Origin of the sequence: Streptomyces sp. NPDC050433 (assembly GCF_044458565.1) — a bacterium.
Lineage (GTDB): Bacteria > Actinomycetota > Actinomycetes > Streptomycetales > Streptomycetaceae > Streptomyces.
In genome coordinates, this window is sequence record NZ_JBITIB010000014.1 from 35,280 (window position 1) to 49,023 (window position 13,744).

Here is a 13,744-nt window from a genome sequence, read left to right on the forward strand (position 1 = left end):
CGTTACTCTCAAGGATCATGAGATTCCTGCACACGTCGGACTGGCACCTGGGCCGGTCCTTCCACCGCGTCAGCCTTCTCGACGCGCAGGCGGCCTTCCTGGACCACCTCGTGGCGACCGCGCTGGCGCGCGAGGTGGACGCGGTCCTCGTGGCGGGCGACGTGTACGACCGGGCGGTGCCGCCGCTCTCCGCCGTCGAGCTGTTCGACCGGGCACTGCACCGGCTCGCCGAGGCACGCGTACCGACCGTGATGATCTCCGGGAATCATGACTCCGCCCGTCGCCTGGGCGTCGGCGCCGGGCTCATCGACCACGCCGGCATCCACCTGCGCACCGACCCGGCCCGCTGCGCCACCCCCGTCGTCCTCTCCGACACGCACGGCGACGTGGCCTTCTACGGCCTGCCGTATCTCGAACCGGCCCTGGTCCGCGACGAGTTCAAAGCGGCCAAGGCGGGGCACGAGGCGGTGCTCGCCGCCGCGCTCGACCGCGTACGGGCCGACCTCGCCGCACGCCCGTCGGGCACCCGCTCCGTCGTCCTCGCGCACGCCTTCGTGACCGGAGGCGCCGCCAGCGACAGCGAGCGCGACATCACCGTCGGTGGCGTGTCCGCCGTCCCCACCGCCACGTTCGACGGCGTCGACTACGTGGCCCTCGGCCATCTCCACGGCTCACAGGCCCTCACCGAGCGCGTCCGCTACTCCGGTTCGCCCCTCGCGTACTCCTTCTCCGAGACCGACCACCGCAAGACGATGTGGCTGGTGGACCTCGGCCCCGGCGGCGAGATCGACGCCGAGCGGATCGACTGCCCCGTGCCACGCCCCCTGGCCCGCGTCCGCGGCGCCCTCGCGGACCTCCTCGACGACCCGGCGCTCACCCGCCACGAACAGGCCTGGATCGAGGCCACCCTCACCGACCCGGTGCGTCCCTCCGACCCCATGGCCCGCCTCGCCGCACGCTTCCCGCACACCCTCAGCCTCGTCTTCGACCCCGACCGGGGCGACGAGGACCTGGCCGCGTCGTACGCGCAGCGCCTCGAAGGGCGCACCGACCAGGAGATCGCCGAGGACTTCGTGGCGCACGTGCGGGGCGGCGCGGGGCCCGACGACCGCGAACGGACCGTGCTGCGCGGCGCCTTCGACCATGTACGCGTCGACAGCGCCGTACGCGAGGTGACCGGATGAGACTCCACCGGCTGAGCATCACCGCCTTCGGCCCGTTCGCCGACACCCAGGAGGTCGACTTCGACGCGCTGAGCGCCGCGGGGATCTTCCTGCTGCACGGCGCGACCGGCGCCGGCAAGACCTCCGTGCTCGACGCCGTCTGCTACGCGCTGTACGACGCCGTGCCGGGAGCACGCCAGATCAAGGGCGGCGCCACCAAGGATGCCTCCCTGCGCAGCGACCACGCCCCGGCCGGCACCTCCACCGAGGTCCTGCTCGAACTGACCGTCGGCGGGCGGCGACTGGAGATCACCCGCCGCCCCGCCCAGACACGCCCCAAGAAGCGCGGCACGGGCGTCACGACCGAGAAGGCGCAGAGCTCGCTGCGGGAGTACGACTCCACGAGCGCCGACTGGAGCGCGCTGAGCCGGTCCCACCAGGAGATCGGGGAGGAGATCGGCCAGCTGCTCGGCATGAGCAGGGAGCAGTTCTGCCAGGTCGTCCTGCTGCCGCAGGGCGACTTCGCGCGCTTCCTGCGCGCCGACGCCGAGGCGCGCGGCAAGCTGCTCGGCCGGCTCTTCGACACCCGCCGGTTCGCCGCCGTCGAAGACCGGCTCGCCGAGCTGCGCCGCTCCGCCGAACAGCAGGTGAGGGTCGGCGACGAACGGCTGATCGGTGTCGCGCAGCGCATCGCCCAGGCGGCGGGCGCCGATGCCGAACAGCCGCTGCCCGCACGGCAGCCCGGCGATCCGGACCTCGCCCCCGCCGTCCTGGAATGGGCGGCCGTCGCCCGCTCCACGGCGCGTGAGCGCCGGGACATCGCCGAGTGCGCCCTCGCGGGCGCCGAGAGCAGGCAGGCGGCGGCGCGCCGACTGCTCGACGCCGAACGCGAACTGGCAAGGCTCCAGGAGAGGTTCGCCGAGGGACAGCGGCGCGCCGACGCGCTCGAAGCCCGCCGTCCTCAGTACGAGGCGGCGCGCGCCACGCTGGAACGGGCCCGCAAGGCCGACCGGGTCGCCCCCGCGCTCGCCCTGCGCGACGACGCCGAGCGCGCGCACCGCACGGCCGCCGCCGACCGCGAGCGGTCACGCGCCCGCCTCCCCGCCGACCTCACCGACAGCGGCGCCGACCATCTCTCCGCGCTGGAGCGGAAGATGCTGGAGGAGCTGGGGCGGGTGGACGCCGCCAGGGGCGCCGAGCGGCGCAGCGCGGAGATCAGCCGCCAGCGGGCCGAGCTGGACCGGCAGGCACGCGCCGACGACGAACTGCTCGCGGACGCGGCGGGCTGGCTCGCCGACTGGGACTCCACCCGCCGGGAACACCAGGAACGCGTCGAGGAGGCCCAGGAGGCGGCGACCCGCGCCGAACAGCTCGCGGGCCGGCTCGAACCGGCACGCGGACAACTCGACGCCGCCCGCGCGCGCGACGCGCTCGACGCACGGGCCGCTACGTCGGAACGCCTCCTGAACAGCGCACGCGAGCACGCCAACGACGCCAAGGAGACCTGGCTCGACCTGCGCGAGCGACGGCTGCGCGGCATCGCCGCCGAACTCGCCTCCCGACTCGTGGCGGGCGAGCCCTGCGCGGTCTGCGGCTCCGCCGACCACCCCGAGCCCGCGCGGGCCGGGGCGGACCAGGTCGACCAGGCGTCGGAGGACGCCGCGTTCGCCGCCTCCAGGAGAGCCGAGGCGGCCGTCAAGGAGGCCGAGCGCGAGCACACCTCCGTAAGAGAGGAGTACGCGGCGGCCCGGTCCGCGGCCGGCGGATCGACCGTCGCCGAACTGGTCGCGCTCACCGAACGCCTGGGCCGCGAGCACACGCGGGCGCACCGCGTCGCCGCCGGCACGCACGCGGCCCGCGAGACCCTGGCCCGCGCCGAACAGGAACGTGAGGACCGGCTCACCGCGCGGCGGTCTGCGGAGAACCGCGTCGCGGCCCGTACCTCACGGCGCGAAGCGCTCGACCACGAGCAGACCGCCCTCGAATCCGAACTGGTCCGCGCCCGCGGCGACGCCGACAGCGTCGCCGCGCACGCCGAACTGCTGGCGACCAGGGCACGACTGCTCGCCGAAGCGGCCGACGCCGTACGGGACTTCGACACCACCGCACTGCGGCTCAAGGAGAGCGACGACCGGCTCGCGGACGCCGCGTTCCGGGCCGGGTTCGACACCCCGCGCGAGGCGGCGGCAGCCCTGCTGTCCGGGGCGGAGCAGCGCGACCTGACCCACCGGATGGACGACTGGCAGGCCGAGGCCGCCACCGTCGCCGACCGGCTCGCCGAGTCCGACGCGCGGGACGCCGCCGAGCGACCGCCCGCCCGGCTCGACACGGCGCTGATGTCCTGCGAGGCGGCCGATGCCGCTCTGCGCGCCGCGTCCGCCGCACTCGCCGGAGCCCGCGAGCGCGGCACGGAGCTGACCAGGCTCTCCCGGCAGGCCGAGGAGGAGGTACGGCGCCTGGGCCCCCTCCGTACGGAGTACGAGCGGGTGGCCCGTCTCGCCGCGCTCACCGCCGGCACGTCCAACGACAACGACCGCAAGATGCGCCTGGAGTCGTACGTTCTGGCGGCCCGGCTGGAACAGGTCGCCGCGGCGGCCACCGCGCGGCTGCTGCGCATGTCCGCCGGCCGCTACACCCTGGTCCACTCGGACGCGAGGAGCGGCGGTGGGAAGCGGTCCGGACTCGGCCTGCACGTGGTCGACTCCTGGACGGGCAGCGCCAGGGACACCGCGACCCTCTCCGGCGGTGAGACGTTCTTCGTCTCGCTCGCCCTCGCACTGGGCCTCGCCGACGTCGTCACCGACGAGGCGGGCGGCGCACGCCTGGACACCCTCTTCATCGACGAGGGCTTCGGCAGCCTGGACGACCAGACGCTGGATGAGGTCCTGGACGTGCTGGACTCGCTGCGCGAACGCGACCGCAGCGTCGGCATAGTCAGCCATGTCGCCGACCTCCGCCGCCGGATCCCGACCCAACTGGAAGTGACGAAGACACGCCGGGGTTCGACGGTCAGTCTCCGTACGGATGGCGCCGACGGCTGAGCGAGGCGCCCCTGGGCGGGGTACGGCTGGGCGGGTCGCGGCCGGGCAGGCTGCGGCTGGGCGCGCAGCGCGCCCGCACGGCGGCGGAAATCCGCATGACAGCGCACCAACGGCCGACCATCATGGGTGCCCATGCCCCGACTTCCCCACCCCAGCGCCGAATCCCTCCGCCGCGAGTACATGCCCCTGCGGGGCCGTACCGCCCTCGTCACCGGCGCCAGCCGCCGCGGCGGCATCGGGTACGCGGTCGCCCGACGGCTCGCGGCGTACGGCGCGAGCGTCTACCTCCACCACCATGTGCCGCACGACCGGAACCAGCCGTGGGGAGCCGACCCCGACGGTCCCGAAGGCGTCGCCGCCGGGGTCCGCGAAGCCCTCGGGTATCCGGGAGCGACCGTGGCACACGGCCCCGGTGACCTGTCCGACCCCGAAGGCCCCGCCGAGCTGTTCCGGGCCGCCCGGGAAGCGCTCGGCGGAGTGGTCGACATCCTGGTGGCCAACCACGCGCGCAGTGGCTCGGACGGCACCCTGTGGGACATCGACGCGGAGATGCTGGACACCCACTGGGCGACCAACACCCGCTCCGTGATCCAGCTGATCCAGGAGTACGCCAAGGTGCGCGTCGCCCATCCGGTCCGTATCCGGCACGGCAGCCGCATCGTGATGATGACCTCGGGCCAGAACCTCCGGGGCGGGATGCCGGAGGAGATCGCCTACAGCCTCTCCAAGGGCGCGCTCGCCTCGGCGACGCGCACCCTGGCCGCGTCGCTCGGCCACGCCGGAATCACGGTCAACACCGTCAACCCCGGCCCCGTGGACACGGATTACCGCACCGGCGAGGCGTACGACGACATCGCCGGGATGTTCCCGGCCGGACGGTGGGGGATGCCGGACGATCCCGCGAGGCTGATCGCCTGGCTCGCCACCGACGAGGCCGCGTGGATCACCGGCCAGGTCATCGACTCCGAGGGCGGCTTCCTGCTGAGCGGTGAGCACTTCACGCCCGTACCGGGCGGCCCCTGGCCCCGGCAACGGCCCGCGGACCTGTCACCGGGCTCAGGAGAGGGCCGGCAGACGGTGGCGGGAAGCGACGCGGGGCCGACGTCCTGACACCCGCCCCCCGACCGAACCCTGCCCCTGCCCCGACCCGCCGTCGTCGTCGGCCTGATGCGCCCGGCACCATGATGCCGGGCGCCCCGCATCACAGCTTGGACAGCTCGTCCACCAGCTCGTCCAGCCCCAGCGAGCCCTGCGACAGCGCCGCCATGTGCCACGCCTTCGCGTCGAACGCGTCACCGTGCCGCTTGCGCGCGTTCGCGCGGCCCAGCAGCCACGCCCGCTCGCCCAGCTTGTAGCCGATCGCCTGGCCCGGCATCGACAGATAACGGGTCAGCTCGCTCTCCACGAACTCCGCCGGCCTGCCGCTGTGGTTCCCGAAGAACTCCTCCGCAAGCTCGGGCGTCCAGCGCTCGCCCGGATGGAACGGCGAGTCCGCCGGGATCTCCAGCCCCAGATGCATACCGATGTCCACGATGACCCGGCAGGCACGCATCATCTGCGCGTCCAGATAGCCGAGCCTGCGCTCCGCGTCCGGCAGGAAACCCAGCTCGTCCATCAGCCGCTCCGCGTACAGCGCCCAGCCCTCGGCGTTCGCGCTGACCCCGCCGACGGAGGCCTGGTAGCGGGACAACTGGTCGGCCACGTGCGTCCACTGGGCGATCTGGAGGTGATGGCCGGGGACGCCCTCGTGGTACCAGGTGGACACCAGGTCGTACACCGGGAAGCGTGTCTCACCCATCGTCGGCAGCCAGGTGGCGCCGGGACGGGAGAAGTCTTCCGACGGGCCGGTGTAGTACGGCGCCGCCGCGCCGCCCGGCGGGGCGATACGCGACTCCACCTTCCGTACCCGGTCGGCGAGTTCGAAGTGCGTGCCGTCCAGCTTCTCGATGGCCTCGTCCATCAGGTCCTGGAGCCACTCGCGTACCGCCTCGACCCCTTCGATGTGCTCCCCGTGCTTGTCGAGATGCGCCAGCGCCTCCCAGGGGGTGGCGTCGGGGAGGATCTTGGCGGCCTCGGTGGTCATCTCGGCGTGCAGCCGGTGGTACTCGGACCAGCCGTAGGCGTACGCCTCGTCGAGATCGAGGTCCGCGCCGTTGAAGTAGCGCGACCAGCGGGCGTAGCGCTCGCGGCCCACGGTGTCGGGCGCGTCCGCGACGGCCGGCGCGTACACGTCGCGCATCCAGTCACGCAGTTCCACCACGGCGCCGGTGGCGACACCCGCCGCCGCGTCCAGCTCCTTACGGAGGGAGTCGGGCCCGGCCGCCGCGAACTCCTCGAACCAGCCCCGGCCGTCGCCCGCCCACTCGGTGAGCTGACCGACGAACGTCGCGGTCGGCCGCGGCCCGCCCGGCAGTCCCCGTTCCAGGCCGAGCGCCAGCGACTCGCGGTATCCACCCAGTGCGGCCGGAACGGCGCGCAGGCGCTGGGCCACAGCCGCCCAGTCCTCCTCCGTTCCGGTCGGCGTCACGGTGAAGATCTCGCGGATGTGGTGGGCGGGGGAGTGGATGTTGCTGACGGCGCGCAGGTGCTCCTCGGCGTCGTGGACGGCGAGTTCGGCCGTCAGCCGCTCCTGGAGCAGCCTGGCACAGCGCCGCTCCTGGTCACTGTCGGCCCCCGGCAGCTTCGTCGCGATGTCGAGTTCGGCGAGTGTCTCGCGGGCGAGGTCGGCGAGTGCCTTCGCTCCGGCCGGTGAGAAGTCGGGCAGGCGACCGGAGCTGGCCGCGACGCCCAGGAAGGTACCGGTGATCGGATCGAGTTCGATGAGTGCGTCGACATAGGCGTCGGCGACCTGGCGGGGCAGCGCGCTGCTGGAAGTGTCTGGCATGGCCACATCCTCTCCGAGGGAGGACCGCGCGTCACCCTCCTTCAGGGCCGGGTCGGCGACGGAATGGCTGATGAAGGCGGCATGAGGGGGCCGCAGTCCCACTGCTGGAAGACCAACCGTGTCTCGACACGGGCCACTTCGGGCCGGGAGGTGAACTCGTCCACCACGAGCCTCTGGAGGTCCGCCGTGTCCGCGACAGCGACATGGACGAGATAGTCGTCCGGTCCGGTCAGATGGAACAGCGAACGGGACTCGGGCAGGCCCCGGATCCGCTCGACGAACGGCTTGATCAGCTCGCGCCGGTGCGGCCGGACCTGCACCGAGAGCAACGCCTGGAGCCCACGGCCGAGTTTGGCCGGATCGAGACGTAGCTGATGTCCAAGAATCACCCCGGAACGCCGCAGTCTGGACACCCGGTCCAGACAGGTCGACGCGGCGACCCCGACCTCGGCGGCGATCTCCCGGTAGGTGGTCCGTGCGTCGTTCTGCAACAGGCGCAATATGTGCAGATCGACCGTGTCAAGTACGACAGAATCACTCACCCGGCGAACGTAGCACGGAGACTCGGCCCTACTTCCCGCTGAAAGTTCAGAGTGCGTCCATGGACTCCCTGGGTGCCGACGGCACGACCGACCTCCCCCCGTCCCTTCCCCGCGCGCTCGCCACCGAGGCCGTGCACGCGGGGCGTGAGGACCTTGCGCGGCTCGGTGTGCACGCGGCGCCGATCGATCTGTCGACGACCTACCCCTCGTACGACACCCGTGAAGAGGCCGCGCGGATCGACGAGTTCGCGGCCACCGGCGCGCGCCCCGAAGGGCCGCCCGTCTACGCGCGCCTCGACAATCCGACGACAGCCCGCTTCGAGACGGCGCTCGCGCGGCTGGAGGGCACCGAGAGTGTCGTGGCCTTCGCCAGCGGCATGGCGGCGCTGACGGCCGTCCTGCTCGCCCGGTCGGGCATGGGGCTGCGCCATGTCGTCGCCGTACGCCCTCTGTACGGATGCAGCGACCACCTCCTGACCGCCGGGCTCCTCGGTACGGAGGTCACCTGGACCGATCCGGCGGGCATCGCCGACGCGATCCGCCCCGACACCGGCCTGGTGATGGTCGAGACCCCCGCGAACCCGACCCTCGCCGAGGTCGACATCGCCGCCGTCGCCCACGCCTGCGGCTCGATACCGCTCCTGGTGGACAACACGTTCGCGACCCCCGTCCTCCAGCGGCCCGTCGAGCACGGCGCGCGGCTCGTCCTGCACAGCGCGACAAAATATCTCGGCGGCCACGGCGATGTCCTCGGCGGTGTCGTGGCGTGCGACGAGGAGTTCGCCCGCACACTGCGCCAGGTGCGGTTCGCGACCGGCGGTGTCCTGCATCCGATGGCCGGCTATCTGCTGCTGCGGGGTCTGTCCACGCTGCCGGTACGGGTGCGGGCGGCCTCGGCCACCGCGGCCGATCTGGCCCGCAGGCTGGCCACCGACCCGCGCATCGCCCGCGTGCACTATCCGGGCATCGGCGGGGCGATGGTCTCCTTCGAGGTGTACGGGGACCCGCACGAGGTGATCGCGGGTGTCCGGCTGATCACCCCGGCGGTGAGCCTCGGCAGCGTGGACTCGCTCATCCAGCACCCGGCGTCCATCAGCCACCGCATCGTGGCCGAGGGCGACCGGCGTTCGGCCGGGGTGAGCGACCGGCTGCTGCGGATGTCGGTCGGGCTGGAGGACGTCGAGGACCTGTGGCGGGATCTGACCGAGGCGCTCAGCGCCCGGCCCGGTCGCGCACCGCGATCTCCTCGGTCCCGCACGGTGTCTCGTCCACGGCCGGCCGCCGCTGCTCGTCCGTCCCCTTGAGTCCCATGCCACCCTTGCTGCCCTTGAGGCGGGCGGTGACGACGAGCGTGCCACCCTCTATCTGGTAGTCGAGCGGCAGACCGAGCCCGCGCATGGCGGCGACCATGCCGGTGTTGGACGCCTGAGTGACGGCGTACACGCTCGTGCAGCCGGCCCCGACGGCGAGGGTGACGAGCCGGCCGAGCAGTTCGGAGCCGATCCCGCGCCGTTGCCAGGCGTCCTCGACGATCAGCGCGACCTCGGTCTCGTCGCCGTCCCACAGGAGATGGCCGAGCGCGACAAGGCGCCCCGACGCCGTCTCGACCTTGAGCGTCTGGCCGTGGCGCGGGCTCAGCAGATGGTCGAGATAGCGGTCCGCGTCGCCGGCGGGACCGTGGTAGCGCAGTCCCAGCGTGCGCTCCGAGCAGCGCTCGTGCATCGCCGACGCCGCGTCGATGTCGCCCTCGTCGGCGCGGCGCACGGTGATCGCGTTGCCCTCGGGCAGCGTCAGGACGTCCCGGCCGCGCGGGACGCGCGGGCCGAGGCGCGCGTCGAGTTCGACCAGGGCGCGGGCCCTGGCGAACTCGGTGGGGGTGAACGGCAGGTAGGGGCGCTCGACGCTGATCACGCCGCCGTTCGGGTCGCGCATGCGCAGGGTGGTCCCTTCCAGGATGCCTTCGACGATGCCTTCCGCGGGTGCGTCCTCGCCGGTTGGGCCACCGGTGAGGGAGTCGGCGGGCAGTGAGTGGATCGTGCAGCGGCCGAGCAACTGGCGCAGCGCGAGGGGCAGTTCGGCGGCGTCGAGGGCGGTACGGGTGGCCAGGCCCAGGATCCGGGTCGGCGCGTCCACGAGGTCGTGCGTGTCGGCGCGCTCGATCCAGATGTCGCCGCCGCCGGCCAGCGAGATCTCGCGGGTGAGCTGCCGGGCGGTCAGCGAGGCGGGCGCGCGCAGCAGGAACTCGTCGACGGTGCCGCTGGCCAGCGGGTGGGTCTGGAGGGTGAGGATGTCCACCCGGCGGCCGGCGAGGACCGTGCAGAGCGCGGCCAGCGAACCGGGGGCGTCGCGCACGGTGGTGCGCATCCTCCAGAGCGCGGTGGCGCCTTCGGCGTCGGCGTCGGCGGCCGGGACTTGGCCCGAGGGAGCGTCGGCGGGTGGCGCGTGGCTGTGGCGCCGTGACCACCAGGTGTGGAATCCGGCCGTGATGATCAGGGCGATGGCGGAGGCGACGAGCAGAACGGGTCCGTCCGGCCCGTGGACGATCATGTTGGCCACGGCGTCGGCGACGGCGACGGCAGTGAACAAGGCCGCCAGTTCGACGAGATCCCGGCGCCAGTGGTGGGGGCGGCGGACACTCTTCGAGGAAGTCACATCGGTCATGACCTCACTGTGACTCACCGGTGTTGCGCGATCACGAACGTACTGTGACTGATGGGTAAAAGATGCTTCTGATCGCCTATCAGCACCTTTTGGCGGATTTGTGAAGCGAGTTGTCCGCCCTCCCCAGCGAGGTTACTCGCCGGGGAGGGCGGAGTCCGCCACCTTCACCGGATCCCGTACGGCTCACCGGCTCCCGTACAGCAAGCCCTGCTCGCCGAGAACCCTACTGGCCGACCTGGCCCGGCTTGAGCACCTTGCTGAACAGCACCTTGTTCCCCTGGGCCCGAAGCCGCACCGTCAACTCACCGCTGCCGCCGTCGATGTCGACCTCGCCGAAGTACTGGGACGACTCCATCGGCGAGACGTTCGCCCGGTCCGGAGCCTGCACGAAGACGCGGTTCGGCCCGAAGGTCGAGTCCAGCGCGTTCGCGGGGAAGCCGCCCGCCGCCAACGGGCCCGACACGAACTCCCAGAACGGGGCGAAGTCCTTGAACGCCGCCCGCTCCGGCTCGTAGTGCTGCGCCGACGTGTAGTGCACGTCCGCCGTCAGCCACACCGTGCCGGTGATCCGGCGGTGCTTGATGAACCGCAGCAGATCGGCGATCTGCAGCTCCCTGCCCAGCGGCGCGCCCGGGTCCCCCTGCGCGATGGCCTCGATGTTCTCCGCGCCGTCCGGCACCACCAGACCGATCGGCATGTCGGCGGCGATCACCTTCCACACCGCACGCGACCGCGACAACTCGCGCTTGAGCCAGTCGAGTTGTTCGGCGCCGAGGATGCCTGTCGTGTCGTCGGCCTGCCGGCCGGGGGAGTTGGCGTTCCGGAACGAGCGCATGTCCAGCACGAACACGTCGAGCAGCGGCCCGTACCGCACCACCCGGTGCACCCGACCCTCCTCACCGCGCGCCCTCAGCGCCTGCACCGGGAAGTACTCGCCGAAGGCCTGGCGCGAGCGCGCCGCCAGCACGTCGACGTCCTTCTCCTGATATCGGACGTCGTCCAGGATCTGGCCCGGATACCAGTTGTTGCGCACCTCGTGGTCGTCCCACTGCACGATCGTCGGCACCTGGGCGTTGAACCGCCGCACGTTCTCGTCGAGCAGGTTGTAGCGGAAGTTGCCCCGGTACTCGTTCAGCGTCTCGGCGACCTTCGACTTCTCCTCGGTGACGAGGTTGCGCCAGATCCGCCCGTCCGGCAGCGTCACCGACGGCACCAGCGGCCCGTCCGCGTAGACGGTGTCACCGCTGCACAGGAAGAAGTCCGGGTCCAGCCGGCGCATGTCGTCGTACGCTCGGTAGCCGCCGATGTCCGGGTTGATGCCCCAGCCCTGGCCGGCGATGTCGCCCGACCACAGGAACCGCACGCCCTGCCGGCGCCGCTCAGGGGCCGTACGGAACGAGCCGTACACCGGCTCGCTCGTACGCCGGGGGTCGTCGGGGTCCGCGAGCGTCACCCGGTAGTGCACCTGCTCACCGGCGGGCAGTCCGCGCAGCGGCGTCGTCCCCGTGAAGTCGGTGCCGGGGCCCAGCAGCGGGCCGTGCCAGGTACGCGTACGGCGGAAGGAACCGGTCGCCGAGGTTTCCACCAGCATCCGCGCGGGCCGGTCGGAACGGATCCAGACCAGTCCGGAGGACGAGGTGACGTCGCCGGTCTGGACACCCCAGTCGGCGCTCGGCCGGCCGGAGAGCGCCTGGGCGGGCGCGGCACCCGCGACGGTCCCGGCGACGGCCGCGGCGGTCGTGGGCAGGGCCAGCGCGGCGGAGGCGGCGAGGGAGCCGCGCAGTACGGTCCGGCGGTCCGTGGCCTCGGCGGGTTTCCGGGGGCTGTTCGACATCGATGTTCCTCCTGCGGCGGGTCGGTGGTGGTTGTACGGGGCTCCGGCGCGGGGGCCCGGCGCCGGGTTCGCCCTGCCATACGTAGCCCCCGGCGACGGCCTGCACACGAACCCCGGATGAACAACCCGCCCGCCACCAGCCCCGACCGGCAACCGATCAGCCCCGGCCGACCGCCTTAGCCAGCAGCCGCACCCCCCGCGCGATGCCGGACGGCGACTGGTGCGCGTACCCCATCACCAGCCGGACCCGGCCGTCGTCCGGCCCCGCCGTGCCGTGGTACGCCAGCGGGCGCAGCGCGACACCGGCCGCCGCCGCCCGCCGGAGGAACCGCGCCTCGGGACCGTAACGCCCCGGCAGCACCGCGATGATGTGCAGGCCCGCCGCGATACCGCTGACCTCCGTCCCCGGGAAGTGCTCGCCCAGCGCCGCGATCAGCGTGTCCCTGCGCCGCTGGTACGCCAGCCGGCACCGCCGCAAGTGGCGGTCGTAACCGCCCTGTTCGACGAAGTCCGCGAGCAGCGCCTGCTCCAGCACCGGATTGCCGAGGTCCATGGTCCGCTTGCGCTCCACCAGTTCCTCGTACAGCTCCTCCGGCGGCAGCAGCCAGCCGATCCGCAGGCCCGGTGCCATCGACTTGCTGACCGAGCCCATGTACGCCACGCGCTCCGGATCCAGGCCCTGCAACGCGCCCACCGGCGCCCGGTCGTAGCGGAAGTCCCCGTCGTAGTCGTCCTCCAGGACGAAGCCGTCCACCGACCGTGCCCAGCCCAGGAGTTCGGTCCGGCGCACCGCCGAATACGCGATACCGGACGGGTACTGATGGGCCGGCGTCGTCACCACCGCCCGTACACCCGACCGCTCCAGCGCGCCCGGCGCCAAACCGCCTGAGTCCAGCGGCAGCGCGACCGTACGCAGACCGGCCGCGCCGAGCACCGCCACGTTCTCCGGGCTGCCGGGATCCTCCAGCCCCATCGTCCGCAGCCCGCGCCCGTGCAGCGCGAACCCCAGCAGCGTCATCGCCTGCGCCACCCCGGAACAGACCAGCAGCCGCTCCGGGTCGGCCACCACGCCGCGCCGCCGGGCCAGCAGCGACGCCAGCGCCGTGCGCAGCTCGGGCAGGCCCCGCGGATCCGGATAGCCGAGGGCCCGGTGCGGCAGCCGCGCCAGGACGGTCCGGTGCGCGGCACCCCACGCGGCGCGCGGGAAGAGCGAGAGGTCCGGCGTACCGGGCACGAAGTCGGCGCGCGCGCCCGCCGGATGGGGCGCCCGGTCACGCACGGCCGGGGCCGCCGCACGTACGGCGTCGCCCACCCAGGTCCCCGAACCGTGCCCGCTGCGCAGATAGCCCTCGGCCGTGAGCTGTTCGTACGCGTCCGTCACCAGGCCCCGCGAGACACCGAGATCGGCGGCGAGTTCACGGCTCGACGGCAGCCGGGTGCCCGCCGCGAGCCGCCCCGATCGGACCGCCTCACGCAGGGCCGACTGGAGCACGCGCCCACGCCGACGGGCGGGCGCGGAGGCCAGCATCACGTCCCACGCGTCGGTCCAGTCCCCGGTGCCCCTCTCGTTCCCCCCGGCCGTGACCTCGGGTGAAGTGGTCCTCGATACCGTCATGGAA

The 13,744-nt window shown here is 72.8% G+C and carries 9 protein-coding genes; 4 read left to right on the forward strand and 5 right to left on the reverse strand.

Annotated features, from left to right (window positions below):
- Nucleotides 1–17: 17 nt before the first annotated feature.
- The 3 genes from ACIBLA_RS18730 to ACIBLA_RS18740 all read left to right on the forward strand — a co-directional run bounded on the left by ACIBLA_RS18730 (nucleotide 18) and on the right by ACIBLA_RS18740 (nucleotide 5,314).
- Nucleotides 18–1,184, forward strand: a complete 1,167-nt coding sequence (locus ACIBLA_RS18730; protein ID WP_399199181.1) for an exonuclease SbcCD subunit D — start codon at nucleotides 18–20, stop codon at nucleotides 1,182–1,184.
- Nucleotides 1,181–4,204, forward strand: coding sequence for an AAA family ATPase (locus ACIBLA_RS18735; protein ID WP_399199182.1), 3,024 nt, complete (start codon nucleotides 1,181–1,183; stop codon nucleotides 4,202–4,204). The genes ACIBLA_RS18730 and ACIBLA_RS18735 overlap by 4 nt, the downstream gene beginning before the upstream one ends.
- Nucleotides 4,205–4,336: 132 nt before the next feature.
- Nucleotides 4,337–5,314 (forward strand): SDR family oxidoreductase, encoded by a 978-nt coding sequence (locus ACIBLA_RS18740; protein WP_399199183.1) that lies wholly within the window; start codon nucleotides 4,337–4,339, stop codon nucleotides 5,312–5,314.
- A gap of 91 nt (nucleotides 5,315–5,405) precedes the next feature.
- On the opposite strand, the gene ACIBLA_RS18745 is transcribed toward ACIBLA_RS18740, so the two are convergent.
- On the reverse strand, nucleotides 5,406–7,088 hold the full coding sequence (locus ACIBLA_RS18745) for a DUF885 domain-containing protein (protein WP_399199184.1): 1,683 nt from the start codon (nucleotides 7,086–7,088) through the stop codon (nucleotides 5,406–5,408).
- Nucleotides 7,089–7,129: 41 nt separating this feature from the next.
- Nucleotides 7,130–7,630: an Lrp/AsnC family transcriptional regulator gene (locus ACIBLA_RS18750; RefSeq protein WP_363244188.1), complete on the reverse strand. Its 501-nt coding sequence runs from the start codon at nucleotides 7,628–7,630 to the stop codon at nucleotides 7,130–7,132.
- A gap of 59 nt (nucleotides 7,631–7,689) precedes the next feature.
- On the opposite strand from ACIBLA_RS18750, the gene ACIBLA_RS18755 reads away from it, so the two are divergent.
- On the forward strand, nucleotides 7,690–8,934 hold the full coding sequence (locus ACIBLA_RS18755; RefSeq protein WP_399199185.1) for a trans-sulfuration enzyme family protein: 1,245 nt from the start codon (nucleotides 7,690–7,692) through the stop codon (nucleotides 8,932–8,934).
- Here the strand turns inward: ACIBLA_RS18755 and ACIBLA_RS18760 are convergent.
- The 3 genes from ACIBLA_RS18760 to ACIBLA_RS18770 all read right to left on the reverse strand — a co-directional run bounded on the left by ACIBLA_RS18760 (nucleotide 8,843) and on the right by ACIBLA_RS18770 (nucleotide 13,740).
- The gene (locus ACIBLA_RS18760; RefSeq protein WP_363244220.1) at nucleotides 8,843–10,282 is read right to left on the reverse strand and encodes a GNAT family N-acetyltransferase; all 1,440 of its coding nucleotides are present in this window, start codon (nucleotides 10,280–10,282) and stop codon (nucleotides 8,843–8,845) included. The genes ACIBLA_RS18755 and ACIBLA_RS18760 overlap by 92 nt on opposite strands.
- Nucleotides 10,283–10,514: 232 nt before the next feature.
- Nucleotides 10,515–12,125 carry an alkaline phosphatase D family protein gene (locus ACIBLA_RS18765; RefSeq protein ID WP_399199186.1) on the reverse strand — a complete coding sequence of 537 codons (1,611 nt, stop codon included), beginning with the start codon at nucleotides 12,123–12,125 and terminating at the stop codon, nucleotides 10,515–10,517.
- A 157-nt stretch (nucleotides 12,126–12,282) separates the two neighbouring features.
- Nucleotides 12,283–13,740 (reverse strand): PLP-dependent aminotransferase family protein, encoded by a 1,458-nt coding sequence (locus tag ACIBLA_RS18770; RefSeq protein WP_399199187.1) that lies wholly within the window; start codon nucleotides 13,738–13,740, stop codon nucleotides 12,283–12,285.
- Between the last annotated feature and the right edge of the window lie 4 nt (nucleotides 13,741–13,744).

Coding starts and splice junctions, on each gene's coding strand:
- ACIBLA_RS18730 (WP_399199181.1), top strand. CDS start 18: ATGAGATTCCTGCACACGTCGGACTGGCACCTGGGCCGGTCCTTCCAC.
- ACIBLA_RS18735 (WP_399199182.1), top strand. CDS start 1,181: ATGAGACTCCACCGGCTGAGCATCACCGCCTTCGGCCCGTTCGCCGAC.
- ACIBLA_RS18740 (WP_399199183.1), top strand. CDS start 4,337: ATGCCCCGACTTCCCCACCCCAGCGCCGAATCCCTCCGCCGCGAGTAC.
- ACIBLA_RS18745 (WP_399199184.1), bottom strand. CDS start 7,088: ATGCCAGACACTTCCAGCAGCGCGCTGCCCCGCCAGGTCGCCGACGCC.
- ACIBLA_RS18755 (WP_399199185.1), top strand. CDS start 7,690: ATGGACTCCCTGGGTGCCGACGGCACGACCGACCTCCCCCCGTCCCTT.
- ACIBLA_RS18765 (WP_399199186.1), bottom strand. CDS start 12,125: ATGTCGAACAGCCCCCGGAAACCCGCCGAGGCCACGGACCGCCGGACC.
- ACIBLA_RS18770 (WP_399199187.1), bottom strand. CDS start 13,740: ATGACGGTATCGAGGACCACTTCACCCGAGGTCACGGCCGGGGGGAAC.